The organism is Pseudomonas sp. HAR-UPW-AIA-41 (assembly GCF_002304225.1).
Classification (GTDB): Bacteria; Pseudomonadota; Gammaproteobacteria; order Pseudomonadales; family Pseudomonadaceae; genus Aquipseudomonas.
In genome coordinates this window covers 63,540-84,218 of record NZ_NSLB01000008.1, presented here as the reverse complement: position 1 = coordinate 84,218, position 20,679 = coordinate 63,540, and the positions used below count along the sequence as shown (strand labels likewise).

The 20,679-nt window shown below is 62.1% G+C and carries 22 protein-coding genes and 2 pseudogenes; 14 read left to right on the top strand and 10 right to left on the bottom strand.

The annotated features are described in order from the left end of the window. The first annotated feature begins 68 nt into the window (after window positions 1-68). The 3 genes and pseudogenes from phaZ to CK486_RS14825 all read left to right on the top strand — a co-directional run bounded on the left by phaZ (window position 69) and on the right by CK486_RS14825 (window position 3,489). Window positions 69-926 carry a poly(3-hydroxyalkanoate) depolymerase gene (phaZ, locus tag CK486_RS14835; protein ID WP_095941084.1) on the top strand — a complete coding sequence of 286 codons (858 nt, stop codon included), beginning with the start codon at window positions 69-71 and terminating at the stop codon, window positions 924-926. 192 nt (window positions 927-1,118) lie between these two features. Continuing rightward, the gene (phaC, locus tag CK486_RS14830) at window positions 1,119-2,801 is read left to right on the top strand and encodes a class II poly(R)-hydroxyalkanoic acid synthase (RefSeq protein ID WP_095941083.1); all 1,683 of its coding nucleotides are present in this window, start codon (window positions 1,119-1,121) and stop codon (window positions 2,799-2,801) included. 74 nt (window positions 2,802-2,875) lie between these two features. Further along, window positions 2,876-3,489 (top strand): annotated as a pseudogene (locus CK486_RS14825) (TetR/AcrR family transcriptional regulator). 64 nt (window positions 3,490-3,553) lie between these two features. Here CK486_RS14825 and CK486_RS14820 read toward each other — a convergent pair. The 3 genes and pseudogenes from CK486_RS14820 to CK486_RS14810 all read right to left on the bottom strand — a co-directional run. Then, window positions 3,554-4,240 (bottom strand): annotated as a pseudogene (locus CK486_RS14820) (phasin family protein); the annotation flags it as partial. A gap of 10 nt (window positions 4,241-4,250) precedes the next feature. Further along, window positions 4,251-4,661: a phasin family protein gene (locus CK486_RS14815; RefSeq protein ID WP_095941081.1), complete on the bottom strand. Its 411-nt coding sequence runs from the start codon at window positions 4,659-4,661 to the stop codon at window positions 4,251-4,253. Window positions 4,662-4,769: 108 nt separating this feature from the next. Beyond that, window positions 4,770-5,048 carry a polyhydroxyalkanoic acid system family protein gene (locus CK486_RS14810; RefSeq protein ID WP_073624939.1) on the bottom strand — a complete coding sequence of 93 codons (279 nt, stop codon included), beginning with the start codon at window positions 5,046-5,048 and terminating at the stop codon, window positions 4,770-4,772. A 136-nt stretch (window positions 5,049-5,184) separates the two neighbouring features. Between CK486_RS14810 and ubiE the strand changes: the two genes are divergently transcribed. The 10 genes from ubiE to CK486_RS14760 all read left to right on the top strand — a co-directional run bounded on the left by ubiE (window position 5,185) and on the right by CK486_RS14760 (window position 13,056). Further along, window positions 5,185-5,955 (top strand): bifunctional demethylmenaquinone methyltransferase/2-methoxy-6-polyprenyl-1,4-benzoquinol methylase UbiE, encoded by a 771-nt coding sequence (gene ubiE / locus CK486_RS14805; RefSeq protein WP_095941080.1) that lies wholly within the window; start codon window positions 5,185-5,187, stop codon window positions 5,953-5,955. 10 nt (window positions 5,956-5,965) lie between these two features. Next, window positions 5,966-6,583, top strand: coding sequence for an SCP2 domain-containing protein (locus tag CK486_RS14800; RefSeq protein WP_095941079.1), 618 nt, complete (start codon window positions 5,966-5,968; stop codon window positions 6,581-6,583). Continuing rightward, window positions 6,580-8,169: a ubiquinone biosynthesis regulatory protein kinase UbiB gene (ubiB, locus tag CK486_RS14795; protein ID WP_095941078.1), complete on the top strand. Its 1,590-nt coding sequence runs from the start codon at window positions 6,580-6,582 to the stop codon at window positions 8,167-8,169. Before CK486_RS14800 ends, ubiB begins: the two co-directional genes overlap by 4 nt. 76 nt (window positions 8,170-8,245) lie before the next feature. Next, complete coding sequence (gene hisI / locus CK486_RS14790; RefSeq protein ID WP_095941077.1) at window positions 8,246-8,647, top strand: phosphoribosyl-AMP cyclohydrolase; 402 nt, start codon at window positions 8,246-8,248, stop codon at window positions 8,645-8,647. Between the two features lie 7 nt (window positions 8,648-8,654). Further along, a complete protein-coding gene (locus tag CK486_RS14785) occupies window positions 8,655-8,987 on the top strand; it encodes a phosphoribosyl-ATP diphosphatase (protein ID WP_095941131.1) in 333 nt (110 codons plus the stop codon). A 22-nt stretch (window positions 8,988-9,009) separates the two neighbouring features. After that, window positions 9,010-9,276, top strand: a complete 267-nt coding sequence (locus tag CK486_RS14780; protein WP_095941076.1) for a twin-arginine translocase TatA/TatE family subunit — start codon at window positions 9,010-9,012, stop codon at window positions 9,274-9,276. Window positions 9,277-9,285: 9 nt separating this feature from the next. Next, window positions 9,286-9,606: a Sec-independent protein translocase protein TatB gene (gene tatB / locus CK486_RS14775; protein ID WP_095941075.1), complete on the top strand. Its 321-nt coding sequence runs from the start codon at window positions 9,286-9,288 to the stop codon at window positions 9,604-9,606. Beyond that, entirely contained in the window at window positions 9,603-10,388 is a 786-nt protein-coding gene (gene tatC, locus CK486_RS14770) for a twin-arginine translocase subunit TatC (protein WP_095941074.1), read from the top strand. Before tatB ends, tatC begins: the two co-directional genes overlap by 4 nt. Beyond that, window positions 10,385-11,092, top strand: a complete 708-nt coding sequence (locus tag CK486_RS14765; RefSeq protein ID WP_095941073.1) for a 16S rRNA (uracil(1498)-N(3))-methyltransferase — start codon at window positions 10,385-10,387, stop codon at window positions 11,090-11,092. Before tatC ends, CK486_RS14765 begins: the two co-directional genes overlap by 4 nt. A 158-nt stretch (window positions 11,093-11,250) precedes the next feature. After that, window positions 11,251-13,056, top strand: coding sequence for a diguanylate cyclase (locus CK486_RS14760; RefSeq protein WP_095941072.1), 1,806 nt, complete (start codon window positions 11,251-11,253; stop codon window positions 13,054-13,056). Between the two features lie 21 nt (window positions 13,057-13,077). Here CK486_RS14760 and dtd read toward each other — a convergent pair whose 3' ends face one another. Together dtd and pip are read right to left on the bottom strand one after the other, a co-directional pair. Beyond that, window positions 13,078-13,515 carry a D-aminoacyl-tRNA deacylase gene (gene dtd, locus CK486_RS14755; protein WP_095941071.1) on the bottom strand — a complete coding sequence of 146 codons (438 nt, stop codon included), beginning with the start codon at window positions 13,513-13,515 and terminating at the stop codon, window positions 13,078-13,080. Beyond that, window positions 13,512-14,483 (bottom strand): prolyl aminopeptidase, encoded by a 972-nt coding sequence (gene pip, locus CK486_RS14750; protein WP_095941070.1) that lies wholly within the window; start codon window positions 14,481-14,483, stop codon window positions 13,512-13,514. Before pip ends, dtd begins: the two co-directional genes overlap by 4 nt. 77 nt (window positions 14,484-14,560) lie before the next feature. Here pip and CK486_RS14745 point away from each other — a divergent pair, with 77 nt between their 5' ends. Next, the gene (locus tag CK486_RS14745) at window positions 14,561-14,992 is read left to right on the top strand and encodes a hypothetical protein (RefSeq protein ID WP_256574433.1); all 432 of its coding nucleotides are present in this window, start codon (window positions 14,561-14,563) and stop codon (window positions 14,990-14,992) included. A 13-nt stretch (window positions 14,993-15,005) separates the two neighbouring features. On the opposite strand, the gene CK486_RS14740 is transcribed toward CK486_RS14745, so the two are convergent. The 5 genes from CK486_RS14740 to CK486_RS14720 form a co-directional block, all read right to left on the bottom strand. After that, a complete protein-coding gene (locus CK486_RS14740) occupies window positions 15,006-15,539 on the bottom strand; it encodes a lipocalin family protein (RefSeq protein ID WP_095941129.1) in 534 nt (177 codons plus the stop codon). Further along, entirely contained in the window at window positions 15,539-15,790 is a 252-nt protein-coding gene (gene bamE, locus CK486_RS14735) for an outer membrane protein assembly factor BamE (protein WP_095941069.1), read from the bottom strand. Before bamE ends, CK486_RS14740 begins: the two co-directional genes overlap by 1 nt. A 65-nt stretch (window positions 15,791-15,855) precedes the next feature. Further along, window positions 15,856-17,778 (bottom strand): autotransporter domain-containing protein, encoded by a 1,923-nt coding sequence (locus CK486_RS14730; protein ID WP_095941068.1) that lies wholly within the window; start codon window positions 17,776-17,778, stop codon window positions 15,856-15,858. A 100-nt stretch (window positions 17,779-17,878) separates the two neighbouring features. Then, on the bottom strand, window positions 17,879-18,886 hold the full coding sequence (locus tag CK486_RS14725) for a class 1 fructose-bisphosphatase (RefSeq protein ID WP_095941067.1): 1,008 nt from the start codon (window positions 18,884-18,886) through the stop codon (window positions 17,879-17,881). Between the two features lie 83 nt (window positions 18,887-18,969). Further along, entirely contained in the window at window positions 18,970-20,637 is a 1,668-nt protein-coding gene (locus CK486_RS14720) for a histidine kinase N-terminal 7TM domain-containing protein (protein ID WP_095941066.1), read from the bottom strand. Window positions 20,638-20,679: the final 42 nt, after the last annotated feature.

Genomic DNA, 20,679 nt, shown 5'->3' with positions numbered 1-20,679 from the left:
GATGCCGGCGTTCACGGGAAGCGGTCCGGATGATCGTGACCCCACGATTTACTGGATAGGCCAAGCGTATGCCGCAACCATTTGTTTTCCGCACCATCGAACTGGGCGATCAGACCATCCGCACCGCCGTTCGACCGGGCAATGGCAGCATGACGCCACTGCTGATTTTCAACGGCATCGGCGCCAACCTGGAGCTGGTCATGCCGTTCGTCAAGGCACTCGACCCGGACCTCGAGGTGATTGCCTTTGACGTTCCCGGCGTCGGCGGCTCCTCGACACCGGCCACGCCATTCCGCTTTCCCGGCCTGGCCAAACTGGCCGCGCGCATGCTCGATTACCTGGACTACGGTCAGGTCAACGCCATCGGCGTGTCCTGGGGCGGGGCCCTGGCCCAGCAGTTTGCCTACGACTACCCGGAGCGTTGCAAGAAGCTGATTCTCGCCGCCACAGCCGCCGGTGCCGTGATGGTGCCGGGTAAACCCAAGGTGCTGCTGCGCATGGCCAGCCCGCGACGCTACATCCAGCCGTCCTACGGTGTGCACATTGCCGGCGATATCTACGGCGGCGCCTTCCGCCGTGACCCAGGCCTGGCTCTGGCACACGCCAGCAAGGTGCGCTCCTCGGGCAAGCTGGGCTACTACTGGCAGCTGTTCGCCGGCCTCGGCTGGACCAGCTTCCACTGGCTGCACCGGATCAAGCAGCCGACCCTGGTGCTGGCGGGCGATGACGATCCGATCATTCCGCTGATCAACATGCGCATGCTGGCCTGGCGCATTCCCAACTCGGAACTGCATATCATCGATGACGGCCACTTGTTCCTGGTCACTCGCGCCGAGATCGTGGCGCCGATCATCATGAAATTCCTCGCTGAAGAGCGAAAACGTGCAGTAATGCACCCTCAGCCGCACAGCCTGCCCAACCACTGATCGTCAATTGATCTACGCTAGCCAACCTGCCTGCCCTATCCTTGGGCAGGCTGTTCCGGCTGGCTCCGCTTCGGCACACTAAGCCTGCCTTGCCACCCGCGCGCGGTTGTCTGGAATGCACTTCCAGCGCGACGGGTATGAACCTTGCTGTAACGACCTGTCTGCCCGGTTTGACAACGGAGTGTTGCCCCCATGCACGACATATCAGCAGAGCCCCGAGCTGCTGCTACGCAAAGTTACCTGACGACCCACGACGCCGTGGCCGGCCTGCATCGCCGCGACCTACTGTCGACCCTCAAGCTGCTGGCCCTGCAGGGCGTTCGCCAGCCACTGCACAGCGCCCGTCACAGTCTTCGCCTGGGTCGACAACTGGGCAAAGTGCTGCTGGGCGATACCCCGTTTGCCGTCGACCCGCACGATACGCGCTTTCAGGACCCTTCCTGGCGCCTGAACCCCTTTTACCGCCGTTCGCTGCAGGCCTATCTGGCCTGGCAGAACGAGCTGGCCGCCTGGGTGGATGGCAGCAATCTCGATAGCGACGACCGCAGCCGTGCGCGCTTCATCCTCTCCGTACTGACTGATGCCCTGGCGCCGAGCAATACCCTGCTCAACCCGCTGGTGGTCAAGGAAGTCTTCAATACCGGCGGCATGAACCTGCTCAATGGCCTGCAGCACCTGTACGACGACTGGCTGAACAACGACGGCATGCCCAGCCAGGTCAGCAAGCATGCCTTCGAGGTCGGCCGCAATCTGGCCTGCACACCAGGCAATGTGGTGTTTCGCAACGAGCTGCTGGAGCTGATCCAGTACAAGCCGATGAGCGAAAAGCAGTACCCACGCCCCCTACTGATCGTGCCGCCGCAGATCAACAAGTTCTATATCTTCGACCTCAGCCCGGAAAAGAGCTTCATTCAGTACGCCCTGAAAAACGGCCTGCAGGTCTTTGCCATTTCCTGGCGTAATCCGGATGCCCGGCACCGCGAGTGGGGGCTTTCAACCTACGTACAGGCGATCGAAGAAGCCAGCGATGCCTGCCGCGCCATCACCGGCAGCAAGGAGGTCAACCTGGTCGGTGCCTGCGCCGGCGGCCTCACCGTGGCAGCACTGCAGGGCCACCTGCAGGCCAAGCGTCAGCTGCGCAAGATTGCCAGCTGCACCTACCTGGTCAGCCTGCTGGATGCACAGATGGACTCCCCGGCCAGCCTGCTGGTGGATGAGCAGACCCTGGAATCGGCCAAGCGCCGCTCCTATCAGCGCGGCGTGCTGGATGGACGCGACATGAGCCGGGTGTTTGCCTGGATGCGCCCCAACGATCTGGTGTGGAACTACTGGATCAACAACTACCTGCTGGGCAAGCAGCCACCGGCCTTCGACATTCTCTACTGGAACAACGACAACACCCGCCTGCCGGCGGCCCTGCATGGCGACCTGCTGGATATCTTCAAGTACAACCCGCTCAACCATGCCGGCGGCCTGGAGGTTTGCGGCACCCCTGTCGATCTGCGCAAGGTCAATGTCGACAGCTTCACGGTGGCCGGCATCAATGACCACATCACGCCCTGGCCGGCGGTCTACCGCTCCATGCAGCTACTGGGCGGCGAGGCGCAGTTCGTGTTGTCCAACAGCGGGCATATCCAGAGCATCCTCAATCCACCGGGCAATCCCAAGGCCACCTATTTCGAAGGCGGCCCACGGGGCACCGAGCCGCAGGACTGGCAGTCCCAGGCCAATCGCCACGCGGGCAGCTGGTGGCCGCAATGGCTGGCCTGGATCCAGCAGCGTTCCGGCGAAGCCAGACCTACAAATACCCAGCTCGGCAACGCCCAGTACCCACCGATGGAGCAAGCGCCCGGCACTTACGTGCACGTACGCTAATCCCTGCGCCGTATTCCGCAGCGAGGCCACACAGGTTATCGTGCAGGCCTCCTGCGGCACCATAAGAACAAGCAATGAAGACACGCGACCGCATCCTCGAATGCGCCCTGCAGCTGTTCAACGAGCAGGGCGAACCCAACGTCACCACGCTGGAGATTGCCACCGAGATGGGCATCAGCCCCGGCAATCTCTACTACCACTTCCACGGCAAGGAACCGCTGATCCTTGCCCTGTTCGAGCGCTTTCACAACGAGCTGGCGCCGCTGCTCAATCCACCCGCCGAGGCCCGCCTGGATGTCGAGGACTACTGGCTGTTTCTGCACCTGATCGTCGAGCGCCTGGCTCAGTACCGTTTCCTCTTTCAGGACCTGTCCAACCTGGCCGGCGACTGCCCAAGCTGGCGCACGGCATCCGCCTGTGGCTAAACGTACTCAAGCGTACTCTTGCCTCACTGCTCGCCCGCCTGCAGGCCGACAACCAGCTCAACAGCAACACACAGGCCCTCGGCCAACTGGTCGAACAGATCACCCTGACCCTGCTGTTCTCACTGGATTACCAACGCATCATCGGCGCGCCCGGCGAGAGCCAGCTGGTGGTTTATCAGGTGATGATGCTGGTCGCACCGCACCTCAAACCTGAGCCAAGAGCGGCGGCAGAAAGCCTGGCCCAGCGTTATCTGGAAGCCTGAATGGCAGACACAAAAAAGCCCGGCCGAAGCCGGGCTTTTTCTTGGCTACCGCGAGCGCTTAGGAAGCGCTGCTCGGCGTGGCCGGGGCAGCCGGAGCAGCTGCGGCCGGGGCAGCAGCCGGAGCCACAGCAGGCTTGGCAGCGGCAGCCGGAGCAGCCTTTTTCACTGCCGGTTTGGCAGCGGGCTTGGCAGCAGCAGGCTTGGCGGCCGGCTTGGCAGCTGCCTTGACCGGAGCCTTGGCAGCCGGTTTGGCTGCAGCTTTTACCGGTGCTTTGGCAGGAGCCTTAGCAGCAGGCTTGGCAGCGACTTTCTTCGGCGCAGGCTTGACGTCCTTGGCCGATACGCCCGTCAGCTTCTCGATCTGCTTGGTCAGGCTATCCACCTTGGCCTGCAGCGATTTCACTTCATTGCGGCTCGGTACACCGAGGCGGGAAATGGCACTGTTCAGACGCTTGTCAAAAGCCTCTTCCAGCTCGCTCCACTTGCCCAGAGCCTTGTCCTTGACCTCTTCGACCTTGGACTTGGCGCTGTCTACGGAAGACTTGACCACTTCTACCTGCTTGCCAACTTCGCTCTTGGCCTGCTTCTCGGCCTTTTCGCCGTCCTTGACCAGACCATCGAACAGCTTGGTGCCGTCCTTGCTGACCTTGGAGTAGGCACCCAGACCTGCCAACCAGATCTGGCGCGAGTACTTCTCGATCTCGCCGACCCAGGAAGTGTTTTCTTTCTCGACTTTCTTCTTGCCAGCCATCCTGCTCTCCTTATTTGTTACGCGAGGCGTGCTCGAGCAATGCGCTCAACTCATCGAGCTTAGCAGACAGTGCGGCAACGTCCTTTTTGGACGGAATGCCCAGACGATTGAGGGCGCTGGCCACACGTGCGTCGAAGGCTTTCTCGACCTTGTCGAGTTGTACTTCAACCTTTTCCTTCACGCTGGAAACGCTGGTCTTGACGGTATCGTTGGCCGCTTCGACCTGCTCGGTCACCAGTTTCTTGCCTTGCTTCTCGACGCTTTCGCCGGACTTGATCAGGTCTTTCAGGTAATCAGCACCTTCCTGACCTGCTTTGGAGTATGCGCCCAGACCCGCGAGCCAGATTTGACGTGCAGCATGCTTCACGTCGGTCAGCAGGGTGGCTTTCTCTTCAACTTTCTTCGCTGCAACTTTAGCCATGATTCACCTCACGTTCTAAGTGGCGGGATAAACGCCCCCGGAGTGGGGAGTTGTAGGCAAGTTAGCGAGGAAAATTAGAAACCGCATACTAGGATGCGCAAATGCCGCTCAACCCTTGAGCGACTGATCCAGCGTGCGCTCGATTTCCGCCTTGATCGATCCACCCAGCGCGGAGAGGAGCAGCCCCAGATTGAGGCGCACCCGCACCTGATCGGCCGCCACTTCGATACTGCCATCGGCACCGCTGCGCTTGAACTCCAGCGTGTTGCCGGCCCAGCGATAACGCACGTCGTACTCGCTGGCCAGGCGCTCGGCGAGCTGTTCGGCCTTGGCCCGTGCGGCCTCCAGTCCCAGGTTGTGCGGGCGTTCAACGGTGATGCGTGCCATGTCTGCTCCAACTGCGGCATTGAGTCGCCCCACTCTACCAGCCCGGCGCCAGGCGGGCACCCCGAGCAGCACCCGCCAAGACAAAGCCACGGCGCAGGTTTAGAATGGCGCGCGATCTTTATCCGGTGAGAGCGACATGAGCGACCCGCGCAAGGCCCCAGAGCAGGAACCCACTACCCACTTCGGTTTCCAGAACGTCCCGGAAAGCCAGAAGGCACAGAAAGTGGCCGAGGTGTTCCATTCCGTCGCCGCCAAGTACGACCTGATGAATGACGTGCTGTCCGGCGGCATGCACCGTCTGTGGAAGCGTTTCACCATCGAGCTGTCCGGCGTGCGTCCAGGCAACCGCGTGCTGGATATCGCCGGCGGTACCGGCGACCTGGCCCGCCAGTTCGCCCGCCTGGTCGGCCCGACCGGCGAGGTGGTGCTGGCGGACATCAACGAGTCGATGCTCAAGGTCGGCCGTGACCGCCTGCTCGACAAGGGCGTGGCCGGCAATGTGCAGTTCGTTCAGGCCGATGCCGAGAAACTGCCGTTCCCCGACAACCACTTCGACGTGGTCACCATCGCCTTCGGCCTGCGCAACGTTACCCACAAGGAAGACGCCATTCGCTCCATGCTGCGCGTGCTCAAACCGGGCGGCCGCCTGCTGGTGCTGGAGTTCTCCAAACCGGGTAACAAGCTGCTGGCCAAGGCCTACGACACCTACTCGTTCTCCTTCATGCCGCTGGCCGGCAAACTGATCACCAACGACGCCGACAGCTACCGCTACCTGGCCGAATCGATCCGCATGCACCCGGATCAGGAAACCCTCAAGGGCATGATGAGCGAGGCCGGCTTCGAGCGTGTGACCTACCACAACATGACTGGCGGAATCGTCGCCCTGCACCGCGGCATCAAGCCCTGAGGCCACGCCCATGCTGACCCAGGCTCTGCTGGCGGGAGTGGAAAGCGGCATCAACCGCGTGCTGGCACTGGATGCCACAGCGCTGCCGCGTCTGGCACCGCTGAGCGGCAAGGTGCTGGCGGTACACTGCAGCAGCCCGGCCATCAGCCTCTACCTGCTGCCGGATGTTGACGGACTGCACCTGGCCAGCCAGTGGCACGGCGAAATCAGCTGCAGCCTGCAGGCACCGGCCAGCAGTCTGGTGCGCCTGGCCCTGAGTCAGAACAAGACCGCCATCCTGCACCAGCCGGACGTCGAACTGAGCGGCGACAGCGCCGCCCTGATGGCCCTGGCCGGCATTCTTCAGGATCTGGAGCTGGACTGGGAGTACGAGCTGAGCCGCTGGCTCGGCCCGGTGGCCAGTCAGCTGGTCGGCAGCCATGTGCGCAGCCGTCTCAACTGGGCCAGCCAGAGCGCCGGCAGCCTGCGCCAGAACCTGGCCGACTACCTCAGTGAAGAAGCCCGCAGCCTGGTCGGCCAGCGTGAAGCCGAAGCCCGCTTTGCCGAACTCGACCAGCTCAAGCTGGCCCTCGACCGTCTCGACGCGCGCATTGAGCGCCTCGTTCACAGAAGCACACCGAAAGCATGAAGCTGCTCGCCGCCCGCCGCCTGCTGCGCATCCAGCGCGTGGTCATCCGTTATCAGCTCGATGAGCTGCTGTTCGCCCTGCACCTGCCCCTGTGGATGCGCGTGCTCGGCGCCCTGTTGCCGTGGCGCTGGCTGCCACGCAAGGCCCTGACCCTGAGCCGCGGCGAACGCCTTCGTCTGGCGCTGGAGGATCTGGGCCCGATCTTCATCAAGTTCGGCCAACTGCTCTCCACCCGCCGCGACCTGCTGCCACCGGATATCGCCGACGAACTGGCCAGACTGCAGGATCAGGTGCCGCCCTTCCCTGCAGCCGAGTCGGTGGCGCGCATCGAGCAGCAACTGGGCGCCAAGGTTGGTGACCTCTTCGCCCGCTTCGAAACCGAGCCCATGGCCTCGGCCTCGATCGCCCAGGTGCACGCCGCCACGCTCAAAAGCGGCGAGGAAGTGGTGGTCAAGGTGATCCGCCCGAACCTGCGCCCGACCATCCGCCAGGATCTCGCCTGGCTGTTTATGCTCGCCCGACTGGCCGAGAAAGCCTCCGCCGAGGCCCGCCGCCTGCGCCCGGTGGAGGTGGTCAGCGACTACGAGAAGACCATCTTCGACGAGCTCGATCTGCTGCGCGAAGCCGCCAATGCCAGTCAGCTGCGACGCAACTTCGACGGCTCGCCGCTGCTCTACGTGCCGCAGGTGCACTGGGACCTGTGCCGCCCCAAGGTGCTGGTGATGGAGCGCATCTACGGCATTCAGGTCACCGACCTGGCGACCCTGGCCGACCAGCGCACCGACATGAAACTGCTGGCCGAACGCGGCGTGGAAATCTTCTTCACCCAGGTGTTCCGCGACAGCTTCTTCCACGCCGACATGCACCCCGGCAACATCTTCGTCAGCACCCGCACACCGTGGAACCCGCAGTACATTGCCATCGACTGCGGCATCATCGGCAGCCTGACGCCGGAAGATCAGGACTACCTGGCGCGCAACCTGATCGCCTTCTTCAAGCGCGACTACCGCAAAGTTGCCCAGCTACACATCGATTCTGGCTGGGTACCGGCCGACACCAAGGTCAACGACTTCGAAGCCGCGATTCGCACCGTGTGCGAACCGATCTTCGAGAAGCCGCTGAAGGACATCTCCTTCGGCCAGCTGCTGCTGCGCCTGTTCCAGACCGCGCGCCGCTTCAACATGGAAATCCAGCCGCAACTGGTGCTGCTGCAGAAGACCCTGCTCAACATCGAAGGCCTTGGCCGCCAGCTGTACCCGGACCTCGATCTGTGGAGCACGGCCCAACCCTTCCTCGAACGCTGGATGCGCGAGCGCATCAGCCCGCTGCAGCTGCTGCGCAACCTGCAGAGCCAGGCCGAGCAGGTACCGCACCTGTCGCAGATGGCGCGCGACACGCTGGAGCGCCTCAGCCTGCCGGTCAGTGCGCCAGCCGCACCGACAACGGCCAACGGCCATAGGTCGCTGCGCCTGTTAGGTGCCGCACTGATCGCGGGCGGCGTCTCACAGGGCATAACCCTCAGCTTGCTGGCTTGGCCGGCCTGGCTGATGCTTGGCGGCGGCCTGTACCTGATCGTGCGTCGATAGCCAGCCCGCAAGCGGACTGGCAGACTAGTCATCTACCTTGATTGCGGCAGCCCAGGCTGCCTGATGTGGAAGTGCAATGAGCAACTGGCTGGAACAACTCAAGTGGGACGAAGACGGCCTGATCCCGGCCATCGCCCAGGACCATAAGACCGGCCGCGTGCTGATGATGGCCTGGATGAACCGCGAATCCCTGCAACTGACCGTGGACGAGCAACGTGCCATCTACTGGTCACGTTCGCGCGGCAAGCTGTGGCGCAAGGGCGAAGAGTCCGGCCATGTACAGAAGCTGCACGAGCTGCGTCTGGACTGCGATGCCGACGTACTGATCCTGATCGTCGAACAGCTGGGCGGCATCGCCTGCCATACCGGCCGTGAGAGCTGCTTCTACCGCGTCTACGAGAACGGCGCGTGGAAGACGGTCGACCCGGTACTCAAGGACCCCGACGCCATCTATCACACAGGACATGCCCATGAGTGACGCCGCCATGACCGACACCCTGAGCCGCCTGGCCGAAGTTCTCGAGGCGCGCAAGGGCGCAGCGCCGGACAGCTCCTACGTGGCCAGCCTGTACCACAAGGGCCTGAACAAGATTCTCGAAAAGGTCGGTGAGGAGTCGGTGGAAACCATTCTCGCCGCCAAGGATGCCGCCGTCAGCGGCGACTGCAGTGACCTGATCTACGAAACCGCCGATCTGTGGTTCCACAGCCTTGTCATGCTCGCCGCCCTCGGTCAGCATCCGCAGGCCGTAATGAATGAACTGGACCGCCGCTTCGGGCTGTCCGGACACGCGGAAAAAGCCGCGCGCAGCGAACAATAATTAGCTCTAGGGAGCCTTGCTCATGGGTATTTTTGATTGGAAACACTGGCTGGTCATCCTCATCGTGGTGGTCCTGGTGTTTGGCACCAAGCGTCTGAAAAATCTCGGCTCCGACCTGGGTGAAACCATCAAGGGTTTCCGCAAGGCGATGAACACCGAAGAGGAAGAAAGCAACAAGCCCCAGGTGCAGCCCACCGTACAACCAGCGAACCAGAGCACCGCACCGCTGCAGCCGCACACCATCGACGGCCAGGCGCAGAAGGTCGAAGACCCGCTGCGCAAGGACTGAGCCTGACCCATGTTCGATATCGGCTTCTCCGAACTGTTGCTGGTCGGCCTGGTCGCCCTGCTGGTGTTCGGCCCTGACCGCCTGCCAGGCGCCGCGCGCATGGCAGGCCTGTGGGTTGGCCGCCTGAAGCGCAGCTTCAATGCCATCAAGACCGAAGTCGAACGCGAACTTGGCGCCGACGAGATTCGGCGCCAGCTGCACAACGAGCAGATTCTCCAGCTTGAGCGCGAGATGCAGCAGAGCATCCAGCCGCCCAAACCACTGGAAAACACCCCCGTTGTGAGCGAGAGCCCAACGCCCGTCAACCCGTCCAAACCTGAGCAGCCATGAGCAGCGAGCCGAGCCAGGACCAGGAAATGCCTCTGGTCGCCCACCTCACCGAACTGCGTACTCGTCTGCTGCGCTGCGTGATCGCGGTTTTGCTGATGTTTGCCGGGCTGTTCTACTTTGCCCAGGACATCTACACCTTCGTCTCGGCGCCCTTGCGCGCCTACCTGCCGGAAGGTGCGACGATGATCGCCACGGGCGTGGCCTCACCCTTCCTCACGCCGTTCAAGCTGACCGCCTGGGTCGCGCTGTTCCTCAGCATTCCGGTGCTGCTGCACCAGGTCTGGGGCTTCATTGCCCCCGGCCTGTACAAGCACGAAAAGCGCATCGCCGTGCCGCTGCTACTCTCCAGCATTCTGCTGTTCTACGCCGGGATGGCCTTCGCCTACTTCCTGGTGTTCCCGATGATCTTCCACTTCTTCGCCAGCGTGACGCCGGACGGCGTGGCGATGATGACCGACATCAACGAGTACCTGGACTTCGTTCTCACCCTGTTTTTTGCCTTCGGTGTGGCCTTCGAGATTCCGGTGGCGACCTTCCTCGTGCTCTGGGTCGGCATCGTCGATGTGGAAACCCTCAAGCGCAGCCGCCCCTACGTCATCGTTGGCTGCTTCGTGGTCGGCATGATCCTCACCCCGCCGGATGTGTTCTCGCAGACCATGCTGGCGGTGCCGATGTGGCTGCTGTTCGAAGTCGGCCTGCTGTTCGGCGGCATGGTTCGGCGCCCCGCCCCGGATGACGAAGACAACTTCCGCGGCGACCAGCCCCCCGCTCCCCGCCCGTGAACCTGCTGCTACTGGAAGACGGCGACTTCGTCGCGCCTGACCGCGTGCGCCTGCAGGGCCGGCGCCTGCAGCACCTGCGCGAAGTACACCGCGCCGAATGCGGCGACAGCCTGCGGGTCGGTCGCCTGGGCGGCATGATGGGCCGTGGCGAGCTGCTCAGCCTCGACGCCGCGCAGGCCGAGCTGCAGATCAGCCTCGACACCCCGCCACCGGCCAAGCTGCCGCTGACCCTGGTGCTTGCGGTACCTCGCCCGAAGATGCTCAAACGCGTGCTGCAGACCGTCAGCGCCATGGGTGTCGCACGGCTGGTGCTGCTCAACAGCTACCGGGTGGAGAAAAGCTTCTGGCAGACGCCTTTTCTTGAGCCGGCCTCCATCCGCGAGCAGCTGATTCTCGGTCTGGAGCAGGCCCGCGACACGGTGCTGCCGGAAGTGACGCTGGAGAAACGCTTCAAGCCCTTCGTCGAAGACCGTCTGCCGGCACTCGCAGAAGGCACCCTGGGCCTTACCGGGCACCCCGGCGAGTACCCGGCCTGCCCGCGCGCGGTAGATGGCCCGGTGACCCTGGCCATCGGCCCGGAAGGCGGCTGGATCCCCTATGAGGTGGAGCTGCTGCGCCTGGCCGGCCTGCAGCCGGTGCAGCTCGGCGAGCGCATCCTGCGCGTGGAAACCGCCGTGCCGGCCCTGTTGGCCCGCCTGTTCTAACGCACAACTGCGTTTCAGAACTCAAGCCAGGGCTCACCACAACCAGTTGGCCGCAACCTGCTGCACGCCAGGCTTTCGGCTGCTACGCTGAAACTGTGCTGCGGCTGGCGCGAAACCCCGCCCCTGCTGTTCCGGGCACGGCTGATAACTACAAGAATATGCACAGACTCGTCCTTGTCCTCAGCCAGCTGTGGCTGGCCATCCTGACCTTGGCGACCCTGAATGTCTGCTCAGCGGCGCCTATCGACCTGCGTAACAGCCCGGCCAGCGTACAACTGCCGGCGGCGCTGGAGTACCGTTTCAGCGAACAGCACCTCGACAGCCCGGCCCAGCTTGACGACGCCCCGTGGCAGCTCTGGCCAAGCAAAACCCTGCACCTGATCGGCGAGTCACGCCAGCTCTGGCTGCGCATTCCTCTGACCCTCGATACCAGCACTCGTCGCTGGCTGCTGCAGAGCGAGTGGCCGCAGATGGGGCGTATCCATGCGTTTGTCCAGCAGGACAGCCAACTGCAAGCCCTGCGGCAGCGGCCGCACGAGCGCTACCCGACGTTCGAGCTGCCCGCAACTCGGAGCGACGCACCGGCCACGCTGTATGTGGCGGTGGCCTATTCCGACATATCCCTGGTACCGCTGCGCCTACTCACCGATGAGGAGCTCCAGCACTGGCGCGAACAGAGCAACCTCTGGCTCGGCCTGTTCTTCGGTCTGGGCATGGCGGTGATCATGTTCAACTTCTTCCTCTGGCTTAGCACTCGTACGCCGGCATTTTTCTGGTATGTGCTGTTCCAGATTGCCGTATACAGCTTCGAAGCCGTGCGCTTCGGTATCTACGTGCCCTATCTGGGTGAAGCCAGTCACGGCCGTGCTTTTGTTTTCAGCGCAGGCCTGGCTTTCCTTTGCGGCAACCTGTTTGCCATCAAGCTGTTGGAGATCGAGCAGATCGCCCCACGCCACTGGCAAGCTTTCCGCTGGGTGATGGCCGTTCTGGGGCTGTATGTACTGCTGCTAGCCACTCCCTGGTCTGCTCCGGTGATTGGCATTGCCATGCCGATTGCCACCTTTGGCGCTCTGGTCCCGGTTGTCATGGCCGTGCTCTATACCCGCAGTGCGCAGCGCTACCTCAAGCTCTACAGCCTGGCCTGGGGACTGCTGATTCTCGGTACTCTGGTGCTCAACCTGAATCTGGTCGGCCTTATCGGCATGAGCTGGATTTCCACCTACGGCCAATTGGTTGGGCTGTCGATAGAAGCACTGCTGCTGTCCTTTGTTCTGGGTGCGCGCATGAATGACCTGCAGCGTGAGCGCGCGCTGATGGCCAACGAATTGCTGACCATGAAGCAGGAAGCCAACCAGCGCCTACAGCGCGAGGTGGAAGAGAAGACCCGTGCGCTCAATCTGGCTATGGCCGAGCTGCGTCTGGCCAATGCCAGCCTGACCACCCGCAGCCTCACCGATCCGCTGACCGGCATTGCCAACCGCCGCCAGTTCGACGAAGTCCTGCCCAAGGCATTGGCCCGCGCCAGCCGTGAACAGTCGAGCCTGTGCCTGGCGCTGTTCGATATCGACCACTTCAAGTCGTTCAACGACCGCTATGGCCATCTGGTCGGCGACGACTGCCTGCGCCAGGTCGCACAGACACTGCAGGAGCACCTGCAACGGCCTGACGACCTGTTGGCCCGCTACGGTGGTGAGGAGTTTGTCCTGCTGCTGCCGGCCACCCAATTCGAAGGCGCCCTGCAGCTTCTGGAAGAATTACGCGAGGCGATCGCGGCCATCGATTTCTATGTCGACGGTCAGCGCGTGCCGATCACCGTGAGCGGTGGTTGTGCAAGCTGGCCCGGCAGCCCGAGCAGTATCACGCCAGAGCAGTTGATCGAAGCCGCCGACCAGCAGCTGTACCTGGCCAAGCAGCAGGGGCGCAACCGCATCTGTGGCGTCACCCTAGACAGCATCAGCGCCTGACCAGTTCGTTTCGGAAGAAACTCAGCTTTCCAGCAGAAAGGTCACCGGCCCGTCATTGATCAGGTGCACCTGCATGTCGGCGCCAAAGCGCCCGGTGGCGACCGGGTCGTGCTGCTGGCGCGCCAGACCAACCAGATGATCGAACAATGCCTCACCCAGCGCCGGCGGCGCTGCGGTGGAGAAGCCTGGCCGCAGCCCCTTGCGCGTATCGGCCGCCAGAGTGAACTGGGAGACCAGCAGCAGACCGCCAGACACCTCGGTCAGCGACAGGTTCATCTTGCCGTCGCTGTCACTGAACACCCGGTAATTGAGCAGCTTGTGCAGCAGTTTGGCGGCACTGGCTTCGCTGTCCTGCGGTTCGACGCCGACCAGCACCAGCAGCCCCTGATCGATGGCACCGACGACTTCGCCGGCTACCTCGACATGAGCCTTGCGCACCCGTTGAATCAGCGCCTTCATGCTTCTTCCGGCGGCAGATCGAGCAGGCGCCGGGCAATCTGGCTGGTCGCCCGTACCAGCGCATCGGTGATCCCGGCCTCGGCAGCCGAGTGACCGGCATCGCGGATGATCTGCAACTCGCTGTTCGGCCAGGCCTTGTGCAGCGCCCAAGCATTGTCCAGCGGGCAGATGGCGTCATAGCGGCCATGCACGATGACACCCGGCAGGTGCGCGATCTTATGCATGTCGCGCAGCAGCTGATCGTTCTCGAGGAAGGCATTGTTGACGAAGTAGTGGCATTCGATGCGGGCAATCGACAAGGCACGGTGCGCCTCGCTGAAGCGATCGACCACCTGCGGGTTGGGACGCAGGGTGGCGGTGCGGCCTTCCCAGGTCGACCAGGCCTTGGCCGCGTGCATCTGGGCAATCTGGTCGGCGCCGGTCAGACGCTTGTAGAAGGCCTGCATGAGGTCGCCATGCTCCTCTGCCGGGATCGGCGCCAGGTAATCCTCCCAGTAATCCGGAAAGAGGCGGCTGGCGCCTTCCTGATAGAACCAGTGGAAGTCCTGCGGGCGGCAGAGAAAGATGCCGCGCAGAATCAGGGCATGTACCCGCTCGGGGTGGGTCTGCGCGTAAGCGAGGCTGAGCGTCGAGCCCCAGGAACCACCGAACAGCACCCATTTCTCGATGCCAAGGTGCTCACGGATGCGTTCCAGATCGGCGACCAGATCCCAGGTGGTATTGTTTTCCAGACTGGCGTGCGGGGTTGAACGGCCGCAGCCACGCTGATCGAAGGTGACAATGCGGTACAGGCTGGGGTCGAAGAAGCGCCGGCTCAGGGCGTCGCAGCCGGCACCCGGACCACCGTGAATGAACACCACCGGCAGTCCGTCTGCCGAGCCACTCTCATCCACGTACAGCACATGCGGAGCCTCGACGGGCAGCTCATGACGGGCGTAGGGTTTGATTTCCGGAAACACGGTCAGCATGGTGAACACTCCAGTCACTGCGTGGGGCGCGCAACCACGCCCCAGTCCATCCGCGCATCATAACGAGGATTGCACCAATGAGCATGTCACGCCGCACGCTACTGCTGTTCAGCCTTCTGCTGGTGCTCGGTGGCTGCCGCCAGGAAGGCCCACTGCAGCGGGTTCAACAGAACGCCGCGCTTCTGCAGGAGGCCCTGCAGAATAAGGATGCCGGCGCGGTGATGGATCTGCTGCATGCTGATTTCCTGGCCCAGAACCAGTACCGCCGCGACTGGGCGCAGCGCAGCATGGCCCTGTATTTTTTACGGCACAAGAAAATCGGCGTCAGCATCCTGAATCAGGACAGCCACCTGGACAGCAGCTACAGCGACCGCGCCTACAGCACCGCACAAGTGCTGCTGACAGGCGCCGACAACCTGCTGCCGGACAGCGCCCGGCCCTATGACCTGAAGCTGGAGTGGTGGCTGGTCGAAGGCGATTGGCAACTAGCGCGCCTGGAGTGGAAGTAGGCGCGCCCGGTGATCAGGGTTTGTCGCCGCGCCAGATCAGCTCATCCGTGACGAAGCCACGGGCATGGGCCTGGTCCAACAGCAGCTGACGCTGCGCGGGACTGATCTGCTGTTCCCGTGACAACAGCCAGAGATATTCGCGATTGGGGTTGCCGACCAGGGCCAGCTGGTAGCCTTCATCCAGATAGAGCACCCAGTAGTCGCCACGGGCGACATTGGGAAACAGCTGGGCGAACCAGTTATCGAAGCGCACCCACAGCTTGTCGGTCTGCCCCGCCTGCTGTGGTTCTGCGCGGCCCTCAGCCTGCTGCCATTCGCCGTCGTACGTCAGGCAGCGGTTGCGCACCGCTACGCTGCCGTCGTCCTGCAAACGGTAGTGGGCCTCGGACTCTGCGCAGTTACGCTGAAAGAACATCGGCAGCCGCGCCTGCTCGTACCAGGTGCCCTGATAGCGCTGCAGATCAACCGAACCGACCGTGGCCGGCGGCGCCACCTGACTCGCGCAGCCCGTCAGCAGCAGGGCCAGCAGACAAGCACTCAGGCGCATCATTTCAGGCCGTTACCGGAAAACATCATCACCTTGTCGCCAGCGTACTGCACGCTGATCGAAGCCTTCTCATCGCCCCAGGTACAACTGGTCAGGCCAATGGCACCGGCACACTCCTTCGGCTCACCAATGAGCGCCTCGACCTCGGCCTTGGTCATACCGGCCTTGAGCTTGGCGTAGTTTTCCTGATTGACCTTGCTGCAGGCCGCCAGCAGGAGCATTAAGAGGGCGACAGTGAATGAACGAACCATGACAAGACCTCGGGCCAAGAAACGGGGGGCTTTGCAAGCCTACCCCGTTTTTAATCGCGGCGCTGCTACCAGTCCCAGCTCAAAGAAAGATTGAGCCCATGCTGGCGGTCCTCTGTGCCGCGGAAGTTGTAGCTGGCAGACAAACCAAGCTCGCTACCCACGCGATGGCTCACACCAAAGCTCGCCAAGGTCTGACCACCCTGAGGCGTATAACCCTGCAGTTCGAAGCTGTTGTTGGCCACACTGTTAAGGCCCATACGCAATTGCTGCGGGTCATCCTTGAACTCACGCTCACGGGATATCTCAGCGAACAGCTGACTGCTGGATGTCAGTTGATGGCTGAGTTGCAGACCTAAACCCAGGCGCTGACTGTCACGCTGTTGATCGGCAAAGTTAAGCGCCGTGGAACGGTTACCACTTTCGCGATAGCCATCCACATCGATGCGCGCAAAGTCGGCACTGATAAACGGACTCACCTGCCAGCCGGTTCCTGCATTGGCCAGGTCATAGCCAATACGAGCCGACAATGCGTAAAGCTGACCATCGCTGTCACCCTTCTCGGTACGCTCGGTTATACCCAGCGCGAACTGACGCTCGAGATTCTGATAATCCAAATGCCCCACGCTAACGCTGCCGTTAGCCCATAGCCGATCCTGCTGGAACTGAGCAAATCCACTGAGCAGGTAGCTGCTCAGGTCGTATTCGGAATCGGTCTGCGTCTCCAGTTGCTGCGATTGCAGCCCCAGCGCCAGACCTACACGCCATTGATCATTCAGGCGGTAGCTGCCGCCCAAAGTCAGCCCAAGCGCATCACTGTCCCCCTCGGCAACAGCAGTATTCTGCTCGAACTCTCGACGCATGCCGTTGGCCACCACAAAACTGCGCCACTGCCCTCCGGCCTGCCACTGCTCTTGCACCTGACTTTGCAATTGTTGCTGATGACCGATCAGGCTGGACAGCGCCATCTCCGGCAACAGGCCGACTTCCCAAGGGGCGGAGAGAAGGGAGTAGATATAGTCCGCGCTGATTTGCTGCACAGCGCCGGTAGGATGCACGCCATCATTAAACATCAGGCGGTTGGGGTTGGGCGTTGTACCACCGATTCCCCAAGTGGGATCAGCCAGGCAACTCGATCCGCTAAAGCAAACATTGGTTTGTGCAACGAGTGGGTCGAAGCCAAACAAAGCCAAATCACCTTGCACCTCGGACAGCAGGCCACGGTAATTAAGGCGAATGACATTGCCGCCCAGCGCCGTCAACTGACGACCCAGTTCGTCGTTGAACAAACCGGACGCCGTGGACCATGCGGCCCTGAAGCCACTGGCAAAGCCAGCCGGTGTCATTCCTACATCGGGCAGATCAGAGACGATGATGGTGCGCGCACCGGCCGCCTGCAATGCCGCAACCCCTGCAACCAAGTTGGCGGCGGCAGCAGCCGCCGTGGCCTGATCAGTGACGACAAACTGCAAGACATCGTTACCACCACCATTGACGTAAAACAGGGCATTCGGATCAGCCGCACTAAATTGTGCGAGATAGCCCTGCCTGGAACGCAATACCGTACCGGCACCTGGCTGACCAACAGGAATCACCGTCTGAGATGTCGTTGTAATGGACGCAAGCACCTGCTCCGTTCGATACCCGCCTACCGCATAGTTAGTACCGTCAGGATTTCCCGTCAGCGCTTGAGGAAGTACGGGCGTGGAAGCCAGCGCTTGCAATCCCAGTTGGGCAGCCAGGCGCTGCGTGCCCACCAAATCAAAATACTCAGTATTGTTGCTCAGGTAGTTGGGCCCCGTACGGTTGGTGAAGCGCGTCCCTCCCGTCGGGTTGCCGACGAGCAGGGGACTGCCGGCATCGGGGAATTGCCCGCTATCACTCAACGAATCACCAAAGACGATGAACTGGGAGTAGGGCATTGCTGAGCTGGTAACCGGCAGGCTGGCTAGGGCGATGGCGGCTGCCAAGGATTTGTACGGTTTGAGCATAAAGGCTCCGGACTCTTGTTCTTATAAGAGCCGCGGAGCCTAAAGTAGACTGGGATCACTGGCGCTCCCCCAGATGGGTGAGCGTATGACGAATGGAGCTTTAGTCCTGATGGTAGGCGGTAACGCGCTCGACTTCTTCCTTGGAGCCGAGGAACACCGCCACGCGCTGGTGCAACGAAGTCGGCTGGATATCGAGAATGCGCTGGGTGCCGTTGGTGGCGGCGCCACCCGCCTGCTCGATCAGCATCGACATCGGGTTGGCTTCATACATCAGGCGCAGCTTGCCCGGCTTCTCCGGCTCGCGGGCATCGCGCGGGTACATGAACAGGCCGCCACGGGTGAGGATGCGGTGCACGTCTGCAACCATCGAGGCAATCCAGCGCATGTTGTAGTTCTTGCCCAGCGGGCCTTCCTTGCCGGCCAGCAGCTCGGAGACATAGCGCTTTACCGGGGCTTCCCAGTGACGCTGGTTGGACATGTTGATGGCAAACTCGGCGGTGCTTTCCGGCACGCGGATGTTGTCGTGGGTGAGCACGAAACTGCCCATCTCGCGGTCCAGGGTGAAGCCCTTGACACCGTCGCCGAGAGTCAGCATCAGCATGGTCTGCGGGCCGTAAATGGCATAACCGGCGGCCACCTGCTCGGTGCCTGGCTGGAGGAAGGCTTCTTCGCCCAGATCACCCTCGGCACCATTGCGGTCCGGACAGCGCAGCACGGAGAAGATGGTGCCAACCGAAACGTTGACGTCGATATTGGAGGAGCCGTCCAGCGGGTCGAATACCAGCAGATAGGCGCCTTTCGGGTACTTGCCGGGAATCTGATAGGCATTGTCCATTTCCTCGGACGCCATGCCGGCCAGGTGGCCGCCCCACTCGTTGGCCTCAAGCAGAATCTCGTTGGAGATCACATCCAGCTTCTTCTGCACCTCGCCCTGCACGTTCTCGGTGCCCATGCTACCGAGTACACCACCCAGCGCGCCTTTGGACACGGCGTGGCTGATTTCCTTGCAGGCACGCGCCACCACCTCAATCAGGAAACGCAGATCGGCCGGGGTGTTGTGACTGCGGGTCTGCTCGATCAGATAACGGCTCAGGGTAACGCGGGACATGGAAGGCTCCGGAGAGAAGGGAAAACTGGCGCGCAGTTTACTCCTTTAGCGCCAGACGCGCCTCACGCACCTGACCTGCTGCATTACAGCTCCGCAGCAGGTCGACTGGTATCACATGAGGCTGTCTGTACACGGTTACGCCCGGCATGCTTGGCCTGATACAGCGCTGCATCGGCGGCCTGCAGCAGTTCGTCCAGAGCATGGCCATGCTCAGGCCACAGCGCCAGACCGGCGGACAGGGTGACCTGTAGCGCACCCGCTCGGGTTGGCAGACGCACGCTGGCGAGCTGCTCACGCAGGCTTTCCACGCGCTGAGTAGCTTCGGCGGCATCCACCCCAGGAAGAATCAGCAGGAACTCCTCGCCACCGATACGAAACACCGCATCGGTACTGCGCAGGTTCATCTCCAGATGCTGCGCCACCGCACGCAACACCTCATCACCAGCCAAATGACCATAGCTGTCATTGAGTTGTTTGAAGTGGTCCAGGTCGATCAACGCTAGCGCCAGCGGTAAGCGATCACGCAAGGCACGCGACTGCTCACGCTCGAAAAACTCAGCAAGGTAACGGCGGTTGTACAAACCGGTAAGCGGATCATGCAGAGCCTGCTCGCGTAGCTGCTCATGCAACTCGGAAATGGTGCTCAAACGTTCTTCACTAAGTGCCAGCGCGGCGGCCAGATTCACTTCACTCTGGTGACGGGCGGTCACGTCGCGCAGATAGATCATCTGCCCAAGACGTTGCATGCCTCCCTTAACAGGGCGCTCAATGTTACGCAAACGCACCTCGAAGAACGCAGTGCCACAGGCCAGCTCCAGTTGCGCCAGAGAATCAGTGGAAGTGCCCATGGCCTTGCACAGCGGGTCCCCAAACACCGGCCAATGTTGCAGCGACAATCCCCTCCAGGAACCACGCAAGCCCGCCAGCTGCAGAGCCACCGGATTGGCCTCGACTACCCGCCCCTGCCCATCAACCACCAGGACTGGGTCCGGCAGTACTTCGACCAGAAGATGGCGCGCCACCGGCAACAGATCAAATAGGCGAACGCCCAAAATCAGCCAGGCAAAAGCCACTACGGTGAACGCAAAGCAAAAAGGCGTTGGATCAAAACCAAAGAGGGTAACGCCAAAAACCACGTAACTGATGTTGGCCACCCAGGGCACACAGGTCACCAGCACAAACGCCAGGTAATGTCGGCGATGCACTCCCTCACTGAACCAGGCAGCTCGCAGGACCAGCCAAAGGCAGTAAAGCATCAGCACATACATGTAAGCAGCGGCGGCCATGAACAGCACGCCGTGGTCATAGTGAATGGGAGCACCCTGCTCGGCTGACAGCGGCTGTGTTCCGGGGCCGTAGAACAACTGATGCCAGGGATTGCTGAGGGCTAAAAGCCAGATCAGTACCGGCCCGAGCAGTAACAATGCAATGCTGCCGGCGCGCAGTGGACGCTGACTACTATTGACATACTGCCAAAGGAAAACCGCCCAGAAACTGGGCACGCCAGCGATACCCGGCCAGGCCATTTGCGCCCAGAGCACCTTGCAGTCTGGCGCCAGGGCAGCCATTTCCAGAGCGGCAGCCCCCATCCACCAGAGCACGGTCAATTGCAGCAGGACAAAGCTGTTACGCCCGGGAAAGGCCTGCTGCCGACTGACCCAGCGAGCCAGCAAAATAACCCCTACGCTCAGACAGATACACAAAACCACCGGAGGGGTTAACTGCCATTGGTTGATCGAACAGGCGCTCATGCCCGCCCCCGAACCAAGGTTGCGTTTACCTTATACCCTAGA